At 74.9% G+C, this 21,662-nt stretch carries 15 protein-coding genes; 12 read left to right on the forward strand and 3 right to left on the reverse strand.

Annotation, left to right across the window (positions count from 1 at the left end):
* Positions 1-9: 9 nt before the first annotated feature.
* The 9 genes from O7633_RS26975 to O7633_RS27015 all read left to right on the forward strand — a co-directional run bounded on the left by O7633_RS26975 (position 10) and on the right by O7633_RS27015 (position 11,689).
* Entirely contained in the window at positions 10-1,407 is a 1,398-nt protein-coding gene (locus O7633_RS26975; RefSeq protein WP_074473564.1) for an FAD-binding oxidoreductase, read from the forward strand.
* Positions 1,404-2,747 (forward strand): class I SAM-dependent methyltransferase, encoded by a 1,344-nt coding sequence (locus tag O7633_RS26980; RefSeq protein WP_282324401.1) that lies wholly within the window; start codon positions 1,404-1,406, stop codon positions 2,745-2,747. Before O7633_RS26975 ends, O7633_RS26980 begins: the two co-directional genes overlap by 4 nt.
* Before the next feature lie 95 nt (positions 2,748-2,842).
* The gene (locus O7633_RS26985) at positions 2,843-3,403 is read left to right on the forward strand and encodes a helix-turn-helix domain-containing protein (protein ID WP_229403885.1); all 561 of its coding nucleotides are present in this window, start codon (positions 2,843-2,845) and stop codon (positions 3,401-3,403) included.
* A complete protein-coding gene (locus O7633_RS26990) occupies positions 3,396-4,244 on the forward strand; it encodes an SRPBCC domain-containing protein (protein WP_282324402.1) in 849 nt (282 codons plus the stop codon). The genes O7633_RS26985 and O7633_RS26990 overlap by 8 nt, the downstream gene beginning before the upstream one ends.
* 250 nt (positions 4,245-4,494) lie before the next feature.
* Positions 4,495-4,728, forward strand: coding sequence for a zinc-ribbon domain-containing protein (locus O7633_RS26995; protein WP_282324404.1), 234 nt, complete (start codon positions 4,495-4,497; stop codon positions 4,726-4,728).
* A 465-nt stretch (positions 4,729-5,193) separates the two neighbouring features.
* Entirely contained in the window at positions 5,194-6,582 is a 1,389-nt protein-coding gene (locus tag O7633_RS27000; RefSeq protein ID WP_282324406.1) for an MFS transporter, read from the forward strand.
* Positions 6,583-6,593: 11 nt separating this feature from the next.
* A complete protein-coding gene (locus O7633_RS27005; protein WP_282324407.1) occupies positions 6,594-7,721 on the forward strand; it encodes a hypothetical protein in 1,128 nt (375 codons plus the stop codon).
* Positions 7,718-9,253, forward strand: a complete 1,536-nt coding sequence (locus O7633_RS27010) for a hypothetical protein (RefSeq protein ID WP_282324408.1) — start codon at positions 7,718-7,720, stop codon at positions 9,251-9,253. Before O7633_RS27005 ends, O7633_RS27010 begins: the two co-directional genes overlap by 4 nt.
* Before the next feature lie 222 nt (positions 9,254-9,475).
* A complete protein-coding gene (locus O7633_RS27015) occupies positions 9,476-11,689 on the forward strand; it encodes an EAL domain-containing protein (protein ID WP_278132563.1) in 2,214 nt (737 codons plus the stop codon).
* Positions 11,690-12,387: 698 nt separating this feature from the next.
* Here O7633_RS27015 and O7633_RS27020 read toward each other — a convergent pair.
* Complete coding sequence (locus O7633_RS27020) at positions 12,388-13,932, reverse strand: SLC13 family permease (protein WP_282324410.1); 1,545 nt, start codon at positions 13,930-13,932, stop codon at positions 12,388-12,390.
* Positions 13,883-15,535, reverse strand: coding sequence for a gluconokinase (locus O7633_RS27025; protein ID WP_282324411.1), 1,653 nt, complete (start codon positions 15,533-15,535; stop codon positions 13,883-13,885). Before O7633_RS27025 ends, O7633_RS27020 begins: the two co-directional genes overlap by 50 nt.
* A 248-nt stretch (positions 15,536-15,783) precedes the next feature.
* Between O7633_RS27025 and O7633_RS27030 the strand changes: the two genes are divergently transcribed.
* From O7633_RS27030 to O7633_RS27040, 3 genes are read left to right on the forward strand one after another with little or no spacing between them, the layout of a single operon-like run.
* The gene (locus O7633_RS27030) at positions 15,784-16,989 is read left to right on the forward strand and encodes a hypothetical protein (RefSeq protein ID WP_282324412.1); all 1,206 of its coding nucleotides are present in this window, start codon (positions 15,784-15,786) and stop codon (positions 16,987-16,989) included.
* A 45-nt stretch (positions 16,990-17,034) separates the two neighbouring features.
* The gene (gene yidD / locus O7633_RS27035; protein WP_278132570.1) at positions 17,035-17,409 is read left to right on the forward strand and encodes a membrane protein insertion efficiency factor YidD; all 375 of its coding nucleotides are present in this window, start codon (positions 17,035-17,037) and stop codon (positions 17,407-17,409) included.
* Positions 17,410-17,469: 60 nt separating this feature from the next.
* Positions 17,470-18,474, forward strand: coding sequence for a hypothetical protein (locus tag O7633_RS27040; RefSeq protein ID WP_282324413.1), 1,005 nt, complete (start codon positions 17,470-17,472; stop codon positions 18,472-18,474).
* 3 nt (positions 18,475-18,477) lie between these two features.
* On the opposite strand, the gene O7633_RS27045 is transcribed toward O7633_RS27040, so the two are convergent.
* Entirely contained in the window at positions 18,478-21,540 is a 3,063-nt protein-coding gene (locus tag O7633_RS27045) for a DEAD/DEAH box helicase (protein ID WP_282324414.1), read from the reverse strand.
* Between the last annotated feature and the right edge of the window lie 122 nt (positions 21,541-21,662).

Below are 21,662 nucleotides of genomic sequence, written 5' to 3' on the forward strand. Positions count from 1 at the left end.
AGTGATCTCATGCGCGCGGGTCGTGTGGATCATGGTGTCGACCACGACGGAGCGGTGGACCTGCTGCGGCGGTCCTATGCCGCGGTGCCTGCCGGCGAGACCGTTCGACTGGCCAAACGCACCTCCAACCTGTTCCGCCCGAGATCCGCCCCGAGCGCCCCCGGCCTGGACGTCAGCGGCCTCGGCGGGGTGATCGACGTCGACCCGGTCACCCGCACCGCCGAGGTGCAGGGCATGTGCACCTACGAGCGGCTGGTCGCCGCGACCCTGCCGCACGGGCTGATGCCGCTGGTGGTGCCGCAGCTGCGCACCATCACCCTGGGCGGCGCGGTCACCGGCCTCGGCATCGAGTCCACCTCGTTCCGGCACGGCCTGCCGCACGAGTCGGTCCTGGAGCTGGACGTCCTCACCGGCGCGGGCGAGATCGTCACCGCCCGGCCCGACGGGGAGCACGCCGACCTCTTCGCGGCCTTCCCCAACTCGCTGGGCAGCCTCGGCTACGCCACCCGGCTGCGCATCGAGCTCGCCCCGGTCCGCACGTACGTGGCCCTGCGCAACGTCCGCTTCACCGACCTCGACGCGCTGACCGCGGCGATCGGCGAGGTGACCGCCACCGGCTCCTGGGCCGGCGAGCCGGTCGACGCGATGGACGGGGTGATGTTCAGCCCCGGCGAGGCGTACCTCGTGCTGGCGACCTTCACCGACGACGCGCCGCAGGTGAGCGACTACACCGGCCAGGGCATCTACTATCGCTCGCTGCCCCGGCGCACCCGCGACTGGCTGACCACCCACGACTACCTGTGGCGCTGGGACACCGACTGGTTCTGGTGCTCGGCGGCGTTCGGCGCGCAGCACCCGGTCGTGCGGAGGCTCTGGCCTGCCCGGTTGCGGCGCAGCGACGTCTACCACCGGCTCGTCCGGCTGGAGCACCGGCACCAGGTGGCGGCCCGCATCGACCGGCTGCGCGGCCAGCCGGCCCGCGAGCGGGTCGTGCAGGACGTGGAGATCCCCCTGGAGGGCACCGCCGGCTTCCTGCGCTGGTTCGCCCGGGAGGTGCGGATGTCCCCGGTCTGGCTCTGCCCGCTGCGGCTGCGCGAGCCCGCCGGCCCCGGTTCGGCGCGGGCCTGGCCGCTATATCCGCTGCGTCCCGGCCAGAACTACGTCAACATCGGCTTCTGGGGGACCGTGCCGATCACCGGGGGCGCCGCCGACGGCGACGTCAACCGGCTGGTCGAGCGCGCGGTGTCCGACGCGGGCGGCCACAAGTCGCTCTACTCGGACGCGTACTACGACCGCGAGGCGTTCGACCGGCTCTACGGCGGGGACACCTGGCGCGCGGTGAAGGACCGTTACGACCCGGACCACCGGCTCACCGGACTTTACGAGAAGGCGGTAGCGCGAAAATGAGCCTGATTGACCGAGAACAGGGGGCGGCCGACGTCCCGTCCGTCCCGCCGGCCGGGGGCCGGCGCGCGACCCCGACCGTGGCCGACGTGGTCCGTGCCGTCACGGCCGGGGCCCTGCCGGTCCGGATCACGGGGTACGACGGCAGCGCCGTCGGCCCGGCCGACGCCGGCATCACCCTGGCCGTCCGCTCCGAGCGGGGCCTGTCCTACCTGCTGACCGCCCCGGGCGACCTGGGCATGGCGCGGGCCTACGTCAGCGGCGACCTGGAGCTGGGCGGCGTGCACCCCGGCGACCCGTACGAGGCGCTGCGGGTGCTCAAGGACGAGCTGAAGTTGCGCGCGCCGTCGCTGGCCGAGGGGCTGGCCCTGGTGCGCGGGCTGGGCTGGGAGCGGCTGCTGCCCCCGCCGCCCCCGCCGCAGGAGGCCGCGCCGCGCTGGAAGCGGGTGGTCAACGGGCTGCGGCACTCCCGCGTACGGGACAGCACCGCCATCTCCCACCACTACGACGTGTCGAACGCCTTCTACGAGCTGGTGCTCGGGCCGTCGATGACGTACACGTGCGCGGTGTACCGCAGCCCCGACGACACGCTGGAGCAGGCCCAGGCGGCGAAGTACGACCTGGTCGCCGGCAAGCTCGGGCTGAAGCCGGGGATGCGGCTGCTCGACGTCGGCTGCGGCTGGGGCGGCATGGTCCGGCACGCGGCCCGGGAATACGGCGTGAAGGCGCTGGGCGTGACCCTGTCCCGGGCACAGGCGCAGTGGGCGCAGGCGGCCATCGAGCGGGAGGGGCTGTCGGAGTTGGCGGAGGTGCGGCACCTGGACTACCGGGACGCCCCGCGCGAGCAGTTCGACGTGATCTCCTCGATCGGCCTGACCGAGCACATCGGGGTGCGCAACTACCCGGCCTACTTCCGGGCGCTGGGCGGCCGGCTGCGCGTCGGCGGGCGGCTGCTCAACCACTGCATCACCCGGGCCGACAACCGGGCCCCGCACCGCTCGGGCGCGTTCATCGACAGGTACGTCTTCCCCGACGGCGAGCTGGCCGGTCCGGGCCGGCTGATCAGCGAGATCCACGACGCGGGGCTGGAGGTGCACCACGAGGAGAACCTGCGCCAGCACTACGCGCTGACCCTCGCCGGGTGGTGCCGCAACCTGGTCGAGCACTGGGACGAGTGCGTGGCCGAGGTCGGCCAGGGCACCGCCCGGGTGTGGGGGCTCTACATGGCGGGGTCGCGGCTGGCGTTCGAGCGCAACGAGATCCAGCTCCACCAGGTGCTGGCCACCCGCAACGGCCCGCGCGGGGTCAACGGCTACCCGCTGCGGCCGGACTGGTCGGCCTGACCGCGGGGCACTGACGAGAGGGGACGGCCGCCCGGCCGTCCCCTCTCGTCGAACCTATTGACAAGAAGTTTTTGTACGTACAAACTGGTTTTGCTATGAGAGACGTCCTGTACCTCGAAGAGATGTCGCAGGCCGAGACCCTGCTCAAGCCGCAGCGGATCGAGGTGCTGCGGCAGCTCGCCGAGCCCGGCACCTGCACCGAGGTCGCCGCCCGGCTCGGCCAGACCCCGCAGCGGGTCTACTACCACGTCAAGCAGCTCGTCGCCGCCGGCCTGGCCGAGCAGGTGTCCGAGCGCAAGGTGCGCGGCATCAGTGAAGGCATCTACCAGGCCGCCGCCCGGTCCTACTGGCTCTCGCCCCGGCTCGTCGGGCGCATCGGCGGGCTGCGCCGGGCCCGCGACGAGCTGAGCCTCGGTCACCTGCTCGACCTCATGGAGGAGGTCCAGGCGGACGTCGCGGCCCTGGACCGGGCGGCCCCCGAGCTGCCGTCGATCGGCGTCTCCGGGGAGATCCGGGTGCCGGCCGAGCGCCGGCAGGAGTTCCTCGCCGACCTGCGCACCGCCCTGGAAGACCTGTTCACCCGCTACGGGGGCGCCGAGGGAGACGCCTTCAAGCTCGCCGTGGCCTGCTATCCCAAGGGGGAAGACCGTGACTGAACCGATGACCGTGCGCGCCCGCCTCGCCGCGCCCGTCGAGACCGTCCACCGGGCGCTCACCGACCCGGCGGAGCTGCGCGCCTGGCTGGCCGAGCACGCCGAGGTGGAGCTGCCCCACCGGTACGCGTTCTGGGGGCGCTACACGCCCGAGGGCGACGCCCCGCACCAGCGCCTGCTGCACGCCGACGAGCGGACGCTGCGCTTCGGCTGGCTGCTCGACGGGGTGGAGACCACCACCGAGTTCACCCTGGAGCCGGACGGCGACGCGACGATCCTCACCCTCCGGCAGAGCCACTTCGACTTCGCCGAGGCGATGAGCGGCAGCACGATCCGGGGCGTGCTCCAGACGTACTGGGCGTTGGCGGTCGCCAACCTGGCCGCCCACCTGGAGGGCCGCCAGCTCCTGCCGCGCACCGACTTCACGTCCGCCGACCTGCGCGGCGAGCTGCTCATCGCCGCCCCGCTGGCCAAGGTGTACGAGTCGCTCACCGACTCGGCGCAGGCCAGCGCCTGGTTCGGCTACCCGATCGGCATCGAGCCCCGGGTCGGCGGCCGGTACGCCATGGGCGGCTTCGAGTCCGGCTACGCGGCCAAGGTCGTCGACCTGGAGCCGGGCCGCCGGATGTCGATCGACTGGGGCCCGACGGGCGTCACCACCTGGGAGCTGGCCGAGTCCCAGGGCAAGACGAAGCTCACCTTCGTGCAGAGCGGCTTCGACGAGCAGAACCCGCCGTACGCGGCGTGGAGCGGCACGGTCGCGGGGTTCGGCGAGCTGGTCCGGTTCCACGAGCTGCCCGACTGGCAGCCGATCTGGCTCCCGGACCCGACCCCGGTCTCCTGAGGCACCCGCTCCGGTAGCGGCGTCGACGTAGCAGTGGTGACCGGCGGCGGGGCGGCCCCCTTGGCCCGCCGCGCCGCTCCTGCTGTCGGGTGGTGACCGGCCGCGCAAGCCGAAGATCCTGCTCGATCATGGATCGAGTGGCTTCCGACCCCGGGCGAGACCACTCTTTCCCGGATTGAGCACGATCTTGTTTCTCCCGTTGGCAGTGATCACAGGTGCAAGGAGTGCGGCGGGTGGGTACTGCGGGGCGATGTTCTTCATATTCGGGCTCCGCACCAAGGTCGACCGGTCGGGCGTGACGCAGCAGATGTGCCGGAACTGCGGCAACCACGCCGCCCAGGTGATCAGTCGCCGGTCGACGAAGTTCACCCTGTTCTTCGTCCCGCTGATCCCGATCCGCACCCGCCACGTCCAGCAGTGCACCTTCTGCGGCGCCCAGTACGACATCTCCGCCGCCGAGGCCGCGCGCCTCCCGGTCGGCTGACCGCCGATGGCCCGTTTCCTCTGCTGGCTGATCGGCTGTCGTCCCCTGACCGGCGGCCACCCCGTGACCGATCCCGCGCCCGTGACCGATCCCGCGCCCGGGACCGATCTTCAGCCCGGGACCGACCCGGAGCCGGTGACCGACCCGGGGCCCGGGACCGTGCCCGGGGCCCCCGTGCCGGGGGTGCCCGCTCCCACCGCCTCCCGCCCGCCCTGCACCCCGGGTCGCCGGCCCCGCCGCCGCGCCCGTCGCCCGCAGGCGGGCACCGCCCTGCCCCGCTCGCCCTGGAACCGCTCCGCCGACCGCTGACCCCCTGACCGGCCCGCCGGCCGCCGCCCGCCGTCCGGCTGCTGCTCGCCCGACCGCCTCCGGCCTGCGGCGATGCGCTGTGATCTCCGCCCCGAACCCGGTGCCGCCCCGCCCGCGCCACCTAGGCTGGGGCCGCCGCGAAGAACGGGGAGAAGCGTGCGCAACCATCCGGCCGTCGTGCTGGTCGCCGTCCTGCTGTCCACCATGTCGTTGCCGATCTCGCTGACCGGCGCGTCGGTCGCGTTGCCCGACATCGGCCGCGACCTCGACGCCGGGCTGGCCGGCGTGCAGTGGGTGGTGAACGGCTACAACGCCACCTTCGCCAGCTTCATGCTCGCCACCGGCGCGCTCGCCGACCTGCTCGGCCGCCGCCGCGTCTACGCCACCGGCCTGGCGGTCTTCGCCGTCGCCGGGCTGGCCGGCGCGTTCGTCGACGACATCGTGCTGCTCGACGCGGCCCGGGTGCTCGCCGGCATCGGCGCGGCCGCCGCCGCGACCAGCGCCGCCGCCCTGCTGGCCGGCGCGTTCCAGGGGGCGGGGCAGGCCCGCGCGTTCAGCCTGTTCGGCACGGCCATCGGCGCGGGCCTCGCGTTCGGCCCGTCGATCGCGGGGCTGCTGATCGAGGCGTTCGGCTGGCGGGCCGTGTTCGTCGTCCCCGCGCTTGTCGCCTGCGCGGTCCTCGGCCTCGTGCCGCTGCTGCCGGAGTCCCGCCAGCCGCACGCCGGGCGGGTCGACTGGCCCGGCACCGTGTCGTTCACGGCCGCGCTGCTGCTGCTCATCTTCGGCTTCGTGCAGGGCCCCGAGTTCGGCTGGTCCGCCCCGGTGATCGTGGCGGCCTTCGGCGCGGCGGTCGCCCTGCTGGTGCTCTTCGTGCGGGTGGAGCGCCGCCGCGCCGCGCCGATGTTCGACCTGGCCCTGCTGGCGAACCCCCGCTTCGTCGGCGTCTGCCTGGCGGCGGCCACGATCGTCGCGGTGCTGGTGCCGCTGCTGGTCTACCTGCCGTCCTACCTGACGACCGTCGTCGGGCTGAGCCCCGGGGCGGCCGGCGGCACGCTGATCCTGCTCACCGCGCCGACCCTGGCGCTGCCCCTGCTCAGCGGCGCGCTGACCCGGCTGGTGCCGGCCCCGGCGGTCATCGTGTGCTCCGTGGCGCTGGTCGCGGCCGGGGCGGCCTGGGCCACCGTCATCGCCCCGGGCAGCGGCACCGCGTCGCTGGCCGGGCCGCTGCTGACGATCGGCGTGGGCATCGGCCTGTCGATCGGGCTGCTGGACGCGATCGCGATCGGCAGCGTCGAGCCGGGGCGGGCGGCCACCGGCGCCGGAATGATCAACACCGCCCGGCTGGCCAGCGAGACGATCGCCATCGCGGTGGTCGGGGCGGTGCTGGCCAGCACCACCGCCGGCCGGCTCGCCGACCCGGGCTTCACCTCGGGGCTGCGTACGGTGCTCTGGGCGATGGCCGGGGCGGCGCTGGCCGCCACGGTCGCGGTGGCCGTGCTGGTCCGTCGCGGCGCGGCCCGCGCCGAACGCGCGCGGACCGCCTAAGGTGGCGTGTCGTGACGAGCACCGCGCGGCGACTGGCCGAGATCCGGGGCGGCGGGCCGCCGCGCCGGCACAACGCCCGGACGATCGCCGCGCTGACCGGCAACCCCGGCTGTGACCGCCGGGCCGTGCTGGACAGCGCGGGGGCCGACAAGCCGGGGCTGGCGGAGCGGGTCGGGTTCCCGGCCCGGTTCGGGCAGTCCCGCTTCGCGATCACCCGGGGCAACGCGTTCGAGGCGCAGGTCAAGGCCGACGGCGGGGCCGAGCTGCTGCGGCTGGTCGCCGAGCGGCTCGGCGTGGACCCGACCGGCCCGGCCACCTGGACCGACCTGGGCGCGGAGGACCACGGCGAGCGGCCCGACGCCGCCGGCCAGCCCGGCCGGGCCGCGCGGTCCCGCGCCGCGCTGGCCGCCGCCGCGCCGGCCGGCGTCGACGACCCGGCCGCCCTGTTCGACCACCCGCTGCTCGGCCTCGACGTCGCCGGCCAGCGGGTGCACCTGGAACCGGACCTGGTGGCGGCCCGGCTCGCCGGCCGGTTCCACGTCGTGGAGATCAAGTCGTTTCCTTTGATCGACGGGCAGGCCGACCCGGGCAAGGTGGCCGCCGCCGCGATCCAGTCCGCCGTCTACGTGCTCGCGCTGCGCGAGCTGCTCGCCGCCGAGGGGCACGACGCGGCGCTGGTCTCCTCCGACGTGGTGCTCGTCTGCCCGCGCGACTTCGCCAACCGGCCCGTCGCCAGCCTGGTCGACGTGCGCAAGCAACTGCTGGTGCTGCGCCGCCAGCTCGACCGGATGGCCCGCGTCGACGACCTGCTGGCCCGGCTGCCCGCCGACTTCACCGCCGACCCGTCGACCGACCCGGAGCGGCTGCGCCGGTCGCTGGCGTCGGTTCCGGCCCGCTACGCTCCCGACTGCCTCGCGGCCTGCGAGCTGGCATACTTCTGCCGCGCCGAGACCCGCGCCGAGACGGCCGCGCTGGGCCGGCCAGTCCGCGAGGCGCTCGGCGGGGTCGCGACGGTGGCCGAGGTCCTCGCGCTGGCCGCCGGCTCCGACCCCGGCGCGCCCGAGCAGGCGGAGGCCGCCGCGCTGCTGCGGGCCGCGGCCCGGCTGCGCGCCGACGCCCTGGCCGGTCAGCCCGCATGAGTACGCTGCGCGCGCTCGCGAAGGCCCAGGCGCTCGCCGCCGGGGTGGCGCAGCCGGTGGCCACCGTCCGGCACCTGCACCTGTCGGACCGGCCGCTGGTGCTGGTGCCGCTGACGATGGCGGGCGAGGCGAACGCCCCCCTCGCGGCGCTGGTCGGCGACGCTCCCGACGCGGCACGGCTGCTGATCGTGCCGCAGCCGCGCAACCGCGACCAGCGGTTCGCGTTCGCCGCCGAGCTGGCCGGGATCGTGCTGCCCTACCTGGACTCGTTCCGTGGCGACACGGAGGCGGTCGCGGTCGACCGGGGCCGGGACGTCCGGCACCGGTACGTCGACGCGCCACAGCTCGTCGTGCCGAACCCGGCCGGGGTGACGTTCCTGCGGCTGTTCGGCCGCTCCACCCGGTTCCGCCGCACCGACGGCGACTACCCGGTGCACCCGGCGGTGCCCCTGCTCGGGCGCTGGCTGACGTTCTTCGCCGAGCGGGCCGAGCACCCCGGCTCGTCGGCGCTGCTGGCGCTGACCGACGCGCTGACCCTGCACTGGGCCACCGGGCAGAGCGCGGTGGAGGACCAGCACCTGCCGGCGGTGCTGGGCTGGCTCGACCCGCCGCCGGGGCTCACCGGCGCGCAGGCGGCGGCCCGCGCCGAGGACCCGGCGCGCTGCCCGCCCGCCGGCCCGGCCACCGACCCGGAGTTCGACAACCGGGTGCTCGCCCCGGCCATCGCCGCCTACGCCGACGCGGCCGACGACGAGGCGGCGCGGCGGGCCGCGTACGCGGAGCTGGAGCTGGCGTTGCGCGGCCAGCTCGCGCCCACCTGGGAGCTGGTGTGGCGCGGCCTGGGGCTGCTCGCCGCCCTGCCGGCGGGGGCGCGGGTGGCGGGGCGCTGGGCCGGCGACCGGGACGCCTTCACCGGCCACGCGGAGCACGTCGACGCCGGCGGCGGGCCGCAGCCGCGCCGCGACGGCGCGGTGGCGGCGGCCGTGCGGCTGCACCGGCTGGAGCGGGCCGCGGCCTCGTACGCGGTGCAGCGCGCCTACGACGACCCGCTGGTGATGGCCGAGCACCGGCTCACCGGGGAGGCGTTCGTCGGGGACGTGACGCTCGCCGACCCCGCGCGGGTCGACGACACCGGCAAGCGGCCGGTGCTGCGCCCCCGCATCCAGGTGGTCACCACCGAGCCGGTGGCGGTGCCGGTCGGCGCGACGCTCCACTCGCCGGCCCGGCCCGGACAGAAGGCGCGGGTGGTCTTCCTGACCCCGGCGGCCGACGGCAAGACCGAGGTGGTGCTGGAGCTCTCCGGCGGGATGGGCCGGGGGCTGACCGCCCCGCCGGGCTCGGTGCCGGAGGTGGGGGAGCGGCTCTGCCTCACCACCCTGTCGGACGGCTTCCTGCCGGCGGGGTCGTTCCCCGCCCCGGAGGAGACCCCGTGGACGCACGGCGGTCCGCCGGCCGCCCCCGTCCTCCCCGCTCCCGCCCCCGGCCCGCTGGCGGGGCCGGCGGACGGCGACCCGGCGGAGGAGTGGGCCTGAGCCGTCGCTCCGATCCGGGGCGCGCCACCGTCCTCTGTGCACCGGCCTGGCGGCCCGCCCGGCGGCTGGCTACGCTTTCGTGGTTCGCCGTCAATCACCGGTCCTCGCCGTCGAGGGTGCGCGCAGGAGAGAGAGCCGGACGACACTGTGCTGCCCCACGACGCACGTCCCGCCTGCGCGGCTCCCGCCCGGGCGGTTCGGCCCGGCCGGGTCGGCCTCGCCGTGGCCGCGGCGATCCTGCTCGTCGAGCTGACCTGGCTGATCGCCGCCCTGCCCGGCGCGGCCCTGGCCAGCGACCTCACCGCGATCGCCGTGGCGGGCTGGGCCGCGCACGCCTGCGTCCGGGCCGCCCGCCGGCACCCGGCGCCGCTGCGCCGGTTCTGGGTGCTGCTCGCGGTCACCATGGGCCTCGCCGCCCTCGGCCGCACGGTGTGGACGGTGCAGCGGCTCGGCGACGACGCCCTGCCCCACACGATGCTCATCGGCGTGCTGTTCACCCTGGGCATCGGCACCGGCACCGCCGCGCTGCTCTGCTGTGCCGCCGCGCCCCGCAACGCCGTCGGCCGGGCCCGCACCGTGCTCGACGGCGTGATCGTCGGGCTGGCCCTCATCCCGATCGGCTGGGTGGTGGTGTTCCGGGACGTCGCCGACGCCGACCTGGCCGACCCGCTGCGCACCTTCGGGCTGCTCTATCCGATGCTCGACCTGATGCAGCTCACCGTCCTCGTCGCGGTGGCCGGCACGACCCGCCCGATGTGGCGGCCACTCGCCGCGATCGGGGCGAGCCTGGGCACCCGGGCGCTCGCCGACGCCGCGTACGTCTCCCTGTTCGCCCACGGCAGCTACGCCCCCGGCCATCCGATCGACGTGTGCTGGCCGCTGAGCTACCTGCTGATCGGCGTCGCCGCCCACTACCCGCCGCCGCCGGCCTGGGACCCCTCCGAGGAGGCCGCCGAGCAGCCGCTGCCGCCGTGGTGGCGCGTCGCCCTGCCGTACCTGCCGGTGGGTGGCGCGATCGTGGCGGTGGTGCTGGCCCGCCAGCCCACCGGGCAGACCCCGCACCTGGTCTTCGTCGGCATGATGGCCCTGCTCGGGGTGCTCGCGCTGCGGCAGGGGCTGGCCGCCAACGAGAACCTGCGGCTCGTCGCCCGGCTGCGCCGGCTCGCCTACACCGACCAGCTCACCGGCCTGCCCAACCGGTTGACCTTCACCCGCCGGCTGCGCCGGGCGCTGCGCGACGGCCCGCCGGTCGCCGTCCTGCTGCTCGACCTCGACGGCTTCAAGCAGGTCAACGACCGGTTCGGGCACGTCACCGGCGACGACCTGCTGACCAGCATCGCCGGCCGGATGAAGGCGGCCGTGGCCGACGACGGCACCGTAGCCCGGCTCGGCGGCGACGAGTTCGCCGTCCTCGTCGACGGCGACCGGCAGGTCCGCCCGGAGCACCTGGCCGAACGGCTGCTCGACGCCCTGCAACCCTCGCCCGGCGAGGAGGAGGCCGGCGTGCACCCCTCGGCCAGCATCGGCATCGCCGAGTACGGCCCGCAGCACGCCTCCCACACTGACCTGCTGCGCGACGCCGACATCGCCATGTACGCGGCCAAGGCGGCCGGCAAGTCCGCGTACCGCACGTGCACGGCCGCGCTGCGGGAGGCGGCGGTGGGCCGCGCCGAGCTGATCGCCGACCTGCGCCGCGCCGTCGACGAGGAACAGCTGCACCTGGAATACCAGCCGATCGTCGACCTGGCCACCGGCGAGGTGCGCAGCGCGGAGGCGCTGGTGCGCTGGCGGCACCCCCGGCTGGGACTGCTCACCCCCGCCCGGTTCCTGCCGCTGGCCGAGGAGACCGGGCTGATCCTGCCCATCGACCGGTGGGTGATCCACGAGGCGTGCCGGGCCGCCGCCACCTGGCGGGACCGCAACCCGGACGCCACCGTCGCGGTCAACATCGCCGCCGCGCACCTGCGCCGGCCCGACCTCATCGCCACGGTCACCGCGGCCACCGCCGGCGCCGGCCTCGCCCCCCGCGCGCTCACCCTGGAGCTGACCGAGTCGGCCCTGATCGAGGGCAGCGACGCGGTGCTGGACCGGCTGCGCCAGCTCCGCGAGCTGGGCATCCGCATCGCCATCGACGACTTCGGCACCGGCTACTCGTCGCTGAGCTACCTGCACCGCATCCCCGCCACCGAGCTGAAGATCGACCGGTCGTTCGTGGCCCGGCTCGGCGAGGACGCCCGCGCGTACGCCACGGTGGAGATGGTGACCCGGCTCGCCGACGCGTTCGACCTGACCGTCGTGGCCGAGGGGGTGGAGACCGACCGGCAGCACGAGGCGGTCACCGCCATCGGCTGTGTGCACGGCCAGGGTTGGCGGTACGGCCGCCCCACCGGCCTCGCCGGCCTGCGCGCCGCCCTCGCCCCGGCGGCCCGCAACTGAGCCTGACCCGGGCTTGACCCGAGCTGACCCGAGCCTGCCCCCGTCTGGCATCCGCTCGGCGATCGGTTCGGCCGTCGCCCAGCGTGCCGTCGTCCGGCGTGTGCCGTCGTCCGGCGTGTGCCGTCGTCCGGCGCGTGCCGGCGGCCGGTCGATGGCGGCCCGGCCTCGTTCCCTCGGCCCGCGCGCTTCTTTTCTTCCTCCCCCTCCGGCTCCGTCCCCCATGGTGCTTTCGGGCCCCTAGCGAGCTGAGTCAGCTACGACATCACGGCATGGACGCTCGGCCTCCCGAGCCCGGCACCCGGTGCTCCCGAGCGTGCGGGACTCGACGCTCCCGATTACCCGGCACCCGGCACCCGGCACCCGGCACTTCCGAGCGTGCCGGACCCGGCGCTTGCGATGACCCGGCACCGGCACCGGCACCGGTACCCGGCACCCGGCCCCCGACATCCGGCGCTGCCGAGCATCCGGCATTCGGCCCTTCCGAGCGCCCGCAACCGGGGTCCCGGGTCCGCTCCCCGGCGCTTCCGGGTGCTTTCCAGGGCGCCCCGAGGCGCTCCCGGCCGGCGACCGGTCCGGGTACCCCGCTCTGAGTCATCCACGACATCAGCTCCCTAGGGCGCATGACGACCCTCCCCGCCTTCGGCCGCCACACCGGCGAGCCGGCCGCCACACCGGCGGGCAGGCCCGCCGTCCGCAGGTCACCACAGCAGGTCGAGCAGCAGCACGCCCGCGAAGCCGACCACCGAGATGATCGTCTCCAGCACCGACCAGCTCTTGATGGTCTGCCCGACGGTCAGCCCGAAGTACTCCTTCACCAGCCAGAAGCCGGCGTCGTTCACGTGCGAGAAGAACAGCGACCCGCAGCCGATCGCCAGGGCCAGCAGGGCGACCCCTGGCCGGTCCATCGTTGCGGCGAGCGGGGCGACGATGCCGGCGGCGGTGATCGTGGCCACCGTCGCCGAGCCCGTCGCCACCCGGATGCCGACGGCGACCAGCCAGCCCAGCAGCAGCGGCGACAGGCTGGCGTCCTTCGCGGCGTCGGCGACCAGGTTGCCCACCCCGGCGTCCACCAGAACCTGCTTGAACCCGCCGCCGGCCGCGACGATCAGCAGGATGCCCGCGATCGGCGGCAGCGATCCGCCGAGCACCGACGAGACCTGCTTACGGCTGAATCCGGCCTGGAAGCCGAGGGTGAACATGGCCACGATCACCCCGGCCAGCAGCGCCACCATCGGGGTGCCGACGATGTCGAGGACCCGGCGGCCCGGCGTGTCCTCGGCCAGGGCCAGTTCGCCGATGGCGCGCAGCAGCATCAGCACCACCGGCAGCAGCACCGTGATCACCGCCGGCCAGAACTTCGGGGCCCGCCGGACGGTCTCGGTGCCGGAGTCGTCCACCGGCACACCGGGCCGGCCGGTGCCCGGGTTGACCAGGTCGTCCTCGGTGAGCAGCTCGCCGTCCACATCGGCCTGCCGCCGCCCGGCCGCCGCTGGCCCGTCAGCCCCGGGCCCGGCCGTCCCCCGCTCCGCTCCGCCGGCGGCGGCCGGCGTGCGGGTCGGCAGGAGCGCCTCGGGGATGGTCGCCGGCACGTACCGGGAGATCATGTTGCCGAAGACCGGCCCGGCGACGATCACCGTCGGGACGGCGATCAGCAGGCCCAGCCCCAGCGTGAGGCCAAGGTCGGCGTCGAGCGACGAGATCGCCACCAGCGGCCCGGGGTGCGGCGGCACCAGGCCGTGCAGCACCGACAGCCCGGCCAGCGCCGGAATGCCGACCTTCATCAGCGACATGCCGGTGCGCTTCGCGACCAGCAGCACGATCGGCACCAGCAGCACCACGCCGACCTCGAAGAACAGCGGCAGGCCGATCAGGGCGGCCACCCCGGCCATCGCCCACGGCAGGGCCCGGCCGGAGACCCGGTCGACGATGCGGGTGACGATGCCGTCCGCCCCGCCGGACTCGGCGAGCAGGCCGCCGATCATCGCCCCCAGGGCGATCAGCAGCCCCACCCCGCCGACGGTGGAACCGACGCCGCCGCTGAACGAGGTGACGATCGCCTCGGCCCCCACCCCGGCGACGACGCCGAGCACGCCCGCGCCGAGGATCAGCGCCAGGAACGGATGCACCTTGCCCCAGGCGATCAGGACCACCACCGCGGCGATGCCCAGCAGGGCCGCGACGATCAGTTGGGCGTCACCGGCGTCGGTGAGGGGTTCCGCCGGTGCGGCGAGGAGTGTGACCACGGGTATCACGACCTTCGGACGGCGTCCGTGCCGACGGCGGCACGGGCGAGCACATGGGTGGGGCGGTGGGTGGCGGCTCCGGCGGGAGGTCCGGGGCCAGCCGCCGCAGTGACGTGAACGTCGGGACGAGCGCTTCGTAGAGCTCCGCGTGCACGGGGAGCAGGGCGGCGTACGTGGCGGCGGCGGCCGGGTCGGGGCGTACCGTCTCGTCGATGCGGACCAGGTCGGCGGCGACGTCGACCGACGCGATCAGGCCGAGGGCCTGCATGCCCAGCAGCGCCGCGCCGAAGCTCGACCCCTCGTGCCCGGCGGGGAAACGCACCGGCATGCCGAGGGCGTCGGCGAGCATCTGCCGCCACAGCGGGCTGCGGGCGAACCCGCCGCTGGCCCGCACCTCCCGCACCTCGTTGCCGGCGGACCGCACGGACGCCAGCACCAGGGCGAGCTGCTGGCAGACCCCCTCCAGCGCCGCCCGGACCAGGTGTTCGCGGCGGTGGCCGTGGGTCAGCCCGACGTACGCGCCGCGGGGCAGCGCGCTCCAGTGCGGCGCGCGCTCGCTGAGCAGGTACGGCAGCATGACCAGCCCGCCGGAGCCGACGGGGGCGCGGGCGGCCAGGGCGAGCAGCTCCTCCTCGGAGTCCTCGCCCAGCTCGGGGGCGAGCGCGTCACCGGCCCACTGGAGGACGATCCCGCCGTTGTTGATCGCGCCACCGACGACCCAGCGGTCCTCGGTCAGCGCATAGCAGAACACCCCGCCGAGCGGGTCCACGGCGGGGCGCTCGACCATCACCCGCATCGCCCCGCTGGTGCCGATCGAGCAGGCCACCACGCCCGGCCGCACCGCGCCGAGCCCCAGGTTGGCCAGCGGGCCGTCCCCGGCGCCGACCACGACCGGGGTGTCCGCCGGCAGGCCGGTGGCGGCGGCGTACTCGGCGGTGAGCCCTGGCAGGACCGTGGTGGTCGCCACGAGCTGCGGCAACTGTTCCTCGCTGATCCCCGCGATGCGCAGCGCCTCGGCGTCCCAGGCGCGGGTCTGGATGTCCATCAGGCCGCTGGCGGACGCGACCGAGTGGTCGGTGACCAACGCGCCGCACAGCCGCAGCAGCACGTGGTCCTTGATGCCGACCCAGTGCGCGACCCGCCCGAACAGCTTCGGCTCCTGCTCGGCGAACCAGACCAGCTTCGGCAGCGGCGCCATCGGGTGCACGGGGGTGCCGGTGCGCCGGTGCAGCGCCAGCCCCGACCGGGCGGCGCGCAACCGTTCGGCCTGCCGGCTGGCGCGGGAGTCGGCCCACGTCACCGACGGGGTCAGCGGCTGCCCGTCGGGGTCCAGCCCGATCAGGCTGTGCATCGCGGTGCTGAACGACAGCCCTGCGACCGGCCCCGGCAGCCCGGCCACCACCGTGCGGATCGTCTCCACGACCGCGTCGAGGATCAGCGACGGGTCCTGCTCGGCGAAGCCGGGCTGCGGCTCGTCCAGCGGGTAGCCGACCGAGTGGCTGGCGAGCTGCCGCCCGTCGGTGTCGTACGCGACGCTCTTGGTGCTGGTGGTGCCGATGTCGACCCCGATCACCACGTGCGGGCGCTGGTCCGGGTCGGCCACGGTTCCTCCTCGGCGTCGGCGGCGCCGGCACGCCTGCCCGCGCCGGGCTGCGGAAGGCGTTACCCAGTGATCAACCTCCGCACACGGGTCCCGGCGGGGAACGTGAATCGACGTGCTGCCATCCCCCTACTGTGCCTATTGGTCCACCGATCGGGTGATTAGCGCGTTTCGACGGGGCCGTCGGCTCCGTCGGTGCCGTTGATCCGGGTGACACCCCGGTTGGTGGCTCGCGCGGCGAAGGAGTCGGCGTGGCGAAGACTGATTCGACGGGTTCCACAGGGAGTTCGCCGGGCTTCACCCGGCGGCAGTCGACCGGTGCCACCTGGCGGTACCGGTGGGCGCACCGGCAGAACGAGCGGCGGCAGCGGACGTACCGCGACGCCGAGCGGGCCTGGCGGCGACGCGACGACGAGCTGCGGCGGCGGCGCGCGGCGGCGGCCGACTTCGGCCGCCAGGCCAACGCCGGAGCCGGGCTGCCCCTGGAGCTCGCCCCCGGCGAGCGGGTGTTCTGGGCGCTGCCCGCCGTGCAACTGGTCGAGCTGCGGCACACCGCCGTGCTCCCCGCCCCCGACCTGTGCGTCGACCCCGGCCGGTCCGCGCTGCACCACCGCCGCCCCGACGGGGTCAAGGTCACCGACGCCGGCCTCGCCGTGCTCACCGACCGCCGCCTCGTCCTGCTCGGCGGGCGGGGCCGGCGCGACTGGACGTACGGGAGGATGACCGGCCTGGCCCACGACCCGGCGGCGCCGATCACGCTGATCCAGGTCCTCGACCGGCGGCGCACCTCCGGCCTGCTGCTGCCCGCCGACGCCGCCGCCGAGTTCCGGTTCACCCTCACCCTGGCCTTCGCCGAGGCCATCGAGCAGCGCGGCGCGGTGCTGGCCCAGCTCGACGAGCTGATCGCCGAGCACGACCAGACCCGGCCGTTCCGCCCCGCCATCGCCACCCCCGCGCAGGCCCGGATCACCTCCCTCGTGCCGGGCGGCCGGCGTACCGTCGCGGTGGCCGCCGCCGCGGCGCTGCTGGTGCCCGCGGTGCTGTTCGAGTCGGACCCGCCGGTGCGGCCCGGCTCGGACGTCGCGGCCGCCGCCACGGCCGCGCCGCCCACCGCCGGGCCGACCGGGCTCCCCGCCGCCCGCGCCGCCGCGGCGTCCGCGTCGAAACCGCGGCACGGCACCGTGTCGTCCACCGCCGCGTCTTCCCCCGCCCCACCGGCCGCGACGCGCGACCGGCTCTGCGGCGCGCCGGCCAACCCCTTCGGGTACGACTACTGCGGCGGCTCCCGCATCCGCCGGCCCGACGTGCGGGTGTGCGACTACTTCGACTGCGGCCAGGACTTCTGGGCCGGGACGGGGTACCTGGTGCAGTGCCGCGACGGCGCGCTCACCCTCACCGGGGGCCGGGCCGACGTGTGCGCCGCCCACGACGGGCTCCGCCGCACCGTCTGGTCCTGACTCCTCCGTTCGGTCAGGTGGCGCGGGTGTCGGATGATCGTGGGCATGTTCAGCCTCAAGCGGGACCGGCACCGCAAGAAGAAGCGACGCAGCGTCGACTCCTGCACCGACTGCGACTGCGACGGCCCGGACTGCTGCGACTTCGGGCTCTTCTCGTTCCTGCTCACCCTCGGCTCGGTGGCCGCCGGGGCGACCCGCGCGCCGGTCGTCGACCGGGCCGGCCGGGCCGCGATCCTCGGCTACCGCCGGTGGCTGTCGCACCGCTGGCCGGGCCAGTGCCGCTACACCCCGACGTGCAGCGCGTACGGGCTGGCCGCCGTGGAGCGGCACGGCCTGGCCGTGGGCGGGCGGATGGCCGCCGAGCGGCTGCGTCGCTGCAAGCCGCACGTGCCCCGGGGCACCCACGACCCGGTCGACTGAAACGTGCTCACCTGTAGCCGCTCAACGAGTTCCTGACATTCGGTTCCTACGCTTCCCGCCATGACATCGAAGCCAACTTCTGGCTGGCGCAGCAGCGTCGGCGTCGCGGGCGCGGTCACCGTGCTCGTGACGACCGCCCTGGCCGGGGCCGCCCCGCAGGCCGTGGCCGCGAAGCCCGGTCCCGTCGCCACCCACGCCGTCGCCGTCACCGCGGCGCAGCGGCAGGCCGTCCTGGCGTACTGGACGCCGCAGCGGATCGCCGCGCTCACCACCCCGTCGGCGGAGGTGCCGGCCGTCGCCGGGCCGGACGGCGCGCCGTGGACGCGGGCGAACGCCGTCTCGCGTACCGTCGGGCGGCTCTTCTTCACCGACCACGGCGAGGACAGCAGCTGCACGGCGACCGTGCTCGACAGCGCCAACCGCAGCACCGTGGTGACGGCCGCCCACTGCGTCAACAACACCGACCTGATCGGTGAGGACAACCAGTGGTCGGGCAACGTGCTGTTCGTCCCCGGCTACCGCGACGGCCACGCGCCGTACGGCATGTTCGTCGCCCGGCTGTCGGTGGCCCCCTCGACGTGGCTGCGCAACGACCAGATCGACAGCCGCTACGACTCGTACGACCAGGCGTTCGTGGTGCTCCACCCGAACAGCGACGGACGCCGGGTGCAGGACGCCGTCGGCGCGGCCCAGCGGATCGGCTACGACGTGCCCGGCGCGCGGGTGGTGCACCAGTTCGGCTACCCACGGGCCAGCTCGGACAAGGCCCGCGAGGGCCTGCCCGAGTACACCGGTGAACGCCTCGCCTACTGCGCCGGCCCGGCGGTGGAGCAGCAGGCGACCGAGGACTGGCCGGAGCCGCCCGGCCAGTGGGGCACCGAGTGCGTGATGGGCGGCGGATCCAGCGGCGGCCCGCGGTTCGCGGACTTCGACCGCCACACCGGGCTCGGCGTCGTGGTCGGCGACAACTCCCACGGCTGGCTCCCCGGGAAGCGCTACCTCGTGGGCCCGCAGTTCACCAGGGCGATCACCCAACCGGTCTTCCACCGGGCGCAGCACAGCTGACGTTCATGCGGCGATGGCGCGGGCTGCCGCGTACAGGTCGGCCGGCAACGGGTGCGCCAACTCCCAGACGATGCGCATCGGCCGGTCCCCGGTGTGCCGCCGGTACGCCATCGGCCCGGCGTACAGGTAGGCCGGCGCGCCGAGGTCCCGGTCCGGCACCCGCGTCTCCCGCACGAACAGGTGCACGCTCGACCCCGATTGCTCGTGGTTGACGTACCGCTGCCCGGTCGCCGACGCCGCCGACGTGGTGCTCTGCGACTCCCACTGGAACAGCCGGTCGGTGACGGCCCGGTCCGCGTACATCGTGGTGGGGGAGTAGTGCCGCTCCGACTTGACCAGGGTCACGAAGAACAGGTCCGCCCGCTCGGACTCCAGCCACTTCACCCCCTCCCGCAGCGACCCCGGGTTCGGCATCCCGAACGCGGCGCACGCCTCGTTGCGGCTGTAGCGGGCGTGTACCCGCAGCGCGCCGACGGGCACGGTGACCCGGTGGATGCGGTCCCGCAGCACCCCGGCGAGCTGCCGCAGCTCGGCGCAGCGCGCCGGCTCCGCCCACAGCCGGGCCAGCCGCGCGTCCCGGTCGGTCAACGGTGCCTGCGGACCCCACAGGTCGAAGTGCAGCATGTCCCACAGCCGTCCCGGCCCCGGCCGCTCACCGGCGGCGACCCGGGCCAACAGGTCCAGCCGGTCGGCGTCGTCCAGGTGCAGCATCCGCCCGATGGCCCGCCCCAACTCGCGGTCGTCCGGGCCGGGGGCCGGGGTGTCCAGCCCGGCGAGCCGCCGCAGCCCGGTCCACCCGCCGACCGCCGCCGAGCGGTAGACGTCCTCGACGTCGAGGCCGGTCTCCCGCAGGAACCCGGCGAGGTCGACGTCCCCGAGCTGCCGCAGCTCGGCCACCAGGCCCCGTTTCGAGGTGGGCAGGGCGCTGCGAAGGTTGGCCAGCACCACCTCCTTCGCCACCCGGTCCAGCTCGACGTGGCAGCCGCTGGGCAGCGTGGGGAAGCCCTGCTCGACCGCGTCCCGGACCGCCCGCCGGCTCACCCCGGTCAGGGCCCGCCAGCGCAGGTCGAACCGGAAGTTCGCGTGCTGCCCGCCGATGAAGTCCAGCACGGTGAGGCAGGGCTTGTCGTCGTCCAGGCGCAGGCCCCGGCCGAGCTGCTGGAGGAAGACCGTCGCGCTCTCGGTGGGCCGCAGGAGCAGGATCGTGTCGACCATCGGCAGGTCGACGCCCTCGTTGAACAGGTCGACGGTGAACAGCACCCGCAGCTTCCCGGCCCGGAAGTCGCGCAGCAGCCCGTGCTGCGCCGACCGGTCCAGCCGGGACGTCACCGCCGCCGACGGCACGCCGTGACTCGTGAACCAGTCCGCCATGAACTCGGCGTGCCCGATGCTCACGCAGAACCCGAGCGCCCGCATCCGCCCCACGTCCACGGTGTCCCGCACGGCCCGCAGGATCAGCCGCGCCCGCGCGTCGTCGCCGGTGTAGATCGCGCCCAGCTCGCCCGGGTCGTACCCCTGGCCGCGCCGCCACCGCAGGTGCGACAGGTCCGTGCCGTCGTGCACCCCGAAGTACTGGAACGGGGCCAGCAACTGCCGCTCCAGGGCCTCCCACAGGTGCAGCTCCACGGCGGCGCGGCCGTCGAACCACCGCCGCACGTCGCCGCCGTCGGCCCGGTCGGGGGTCGCCGTCAGCCCCAGCAGCACGCGCGGACGCAGCCGCTCCAACAACCGGGCGTACGTCGGTGCCTCCGCGTGGTGGAACTCGTCGACGATCACCATGTCGTACGCCCCGGGGTCGATCTCCCGGCGGTGCAGCGACTGGATCGAGGCGAAGACGTGCCGCCAGCCTGTCGGCTCGCTCCCGCCGACCAACAGTTCGCCGAAGCTGCCGTCACCCACCACCTGCCGGAACGTCGACAGGCTCTGCCGCAGGATCTGCTCCTGGTGCGCGACGAACAGCAGCGAGTCGACCGTGCCGCTGCGGCGCAGGCGTCGGTAGTCCAGGGCGGCGACGACGGTCTTGCCGGTGCCCGTCGCCATCACCACCAGGTTGCGGTGCCGGCCGTGCACCTGCCGCTCCGCGTCCAGGTCGGCCAGGATCTCCGCCTGGTACGGGTACGGCCGCACGTCCAGGTTCGCGATCTGCGTCGGCGATCCCTCCCGCCGTTCCCCGCTGAGCGCGGCGCGCAGCCGCTCACCGTCCCGCCCGGCGTCGTACGCCTCGAACGCCGGATCGTTCCAGTAGTCCTCGAACGTGGCGGTGAACGTGTCGATGACGTGCGGCTGCTCCGCGTCGGAGATGCGGACGTTCCACTCCACCCCGTCGACCAGCGCGGCCTTCGACAGGTTGCTTGACCCGACGTACGCCGTGGTCAGGCCGTTGCCCCGGCGGAACAGCCACGCCTTCGCGTGCAGCCGGGTCGTCCTGGTCTCGTAGGAGACCTTGACCTCGGCGCCCAGCTCGGCGAGCCGGTCCAGCGCCCGCTGGTCGGTCGCACCGAGGTAGGTGGTGGTGATGACCCGCAGCGTCCCGCCCCGGCCGATCAGCTCGCGGACGGCCGGCTCGACGATGCGCAGCCCGTGCCACTTGATGAACGCGCACAGCAGGTCGACCCGGTCGGCCGAGGCCATCTCGTGGGTGACCTCGTGGCCAATGCGCGGCTGGTGGCGGCCGTTGACCAGCAGCGCGCCGGTGGAGAGCGGGGTGGTCGGCCGGGCCGGGAAGGCCGGCTGCGCGGGCGGGGTGGGCGGCGCGGCGATGGCGTGCAGCAGGTTGCGGGCGTCGGTGACCTGGTCGTGGTCGTCGGTGGCGGTGGGGCTGAGGGTGGCGATGGCCTCGGCGATCCGGTTGGTCAGGTCGACCTGGCGGTGCAGCCTGTCGTCGCCGCCGGGGACGGCTTGCAGGGCGCGGCTGATCAGGGCGGCGAGGTGCCGGGTGAGGGGCTGGTGGGCGTCGGCCGGGTCCAAGGGGTGGTGCTGGACGTGGGCCGGGTCGAGGTGGTGGAGGCGGGTGGCGAGCTGGCGGGTGATCAGATGCTCGTAGATGCCGACCTCAGGCTCGTCCATGGGTCGGAGGTTAACGTGCCCGTGCTCGACGAGCGCTCATGCCGAATTGAGTGCATGGAGCTTCGCGCCCGGTGATTTTCTCTGTGCTCCCCAAAGACCGGCCACGACCGAAGTATGCGAGT

The sequence above is a fragment of the Micromonospora sp. WMMD712 genome (assembly GCF_029581295.1).
Taxonomy (GTDB): domain Bacteria; phylum Actinomycetota; class Actinomycetes; order Mycobacteriales; family Micromonosporaceae; genus Micromonospora; species Micromonospora carbonacea.

What these genes read in the sequence shown, in the direction of transcription:
- O7633_RS26975 (WP_074473564.1), top strand. Translation starts at nt 10, where the DNA reads ATGCGCGCGGGTCGTGTGGATCATGGTGTCGACCACGACGGAGCGGTG.
- O7633_RS26980 (WP_282324401.1), top strand. Translation starts at nt 1,404, where the DNA reads ATGAGCCTGATTGACCGAGAACAGGGGGCGGCCGACGTCCCGTCCGTC.
- O7633_RS26985 (WP_229403885.1), top strand. Translation starts at nt 2,843, where the DNA reads ATGAGAGACGTCCTGTACCTCGAAGAGATGTCGCAGGCCGAGACCCTG.
- O7633_RS26995 (WP_282324404.1), top strand. Translation starts at nt 4,495, where the DNA reads ATGTTCTTCATATTCGGGCTCCGCACCAAGGTCGACCGGTCGGGCGTG.
- O7633_RS27010 (WP_282324408.1), top strand. Translation starts at nt 7,718, where the DNA reads ATGAGTACGCTGCGCGCGCTCGCGAAGGCCCAGGCGCTCGCCGCCGGG.
- yidD (WP_278132570.1), top strand. Translation starts at nt 17,035, where the DNA reads ATGTTCAGCCTCAAGCGGGACCGGCACCGCAAGAAGAAGCGACGCAGC.
- O7633_RS27040 (WP_282324413.1), top strand. Translation starts at nt 17,470, where the DNA reads ATGACATCGAAGCCAACTTCTGGCTGGCGCAGCAGCGTCGGCGTCGCG.
- O7633_RS27045 (WP_282324414.1), bottom strand. Translation starts at nt 21,540, where the DNA reads ATGGACGAGCCTGAGGTCGGCATCTACGAGCATCTGATCACCCGCCAG.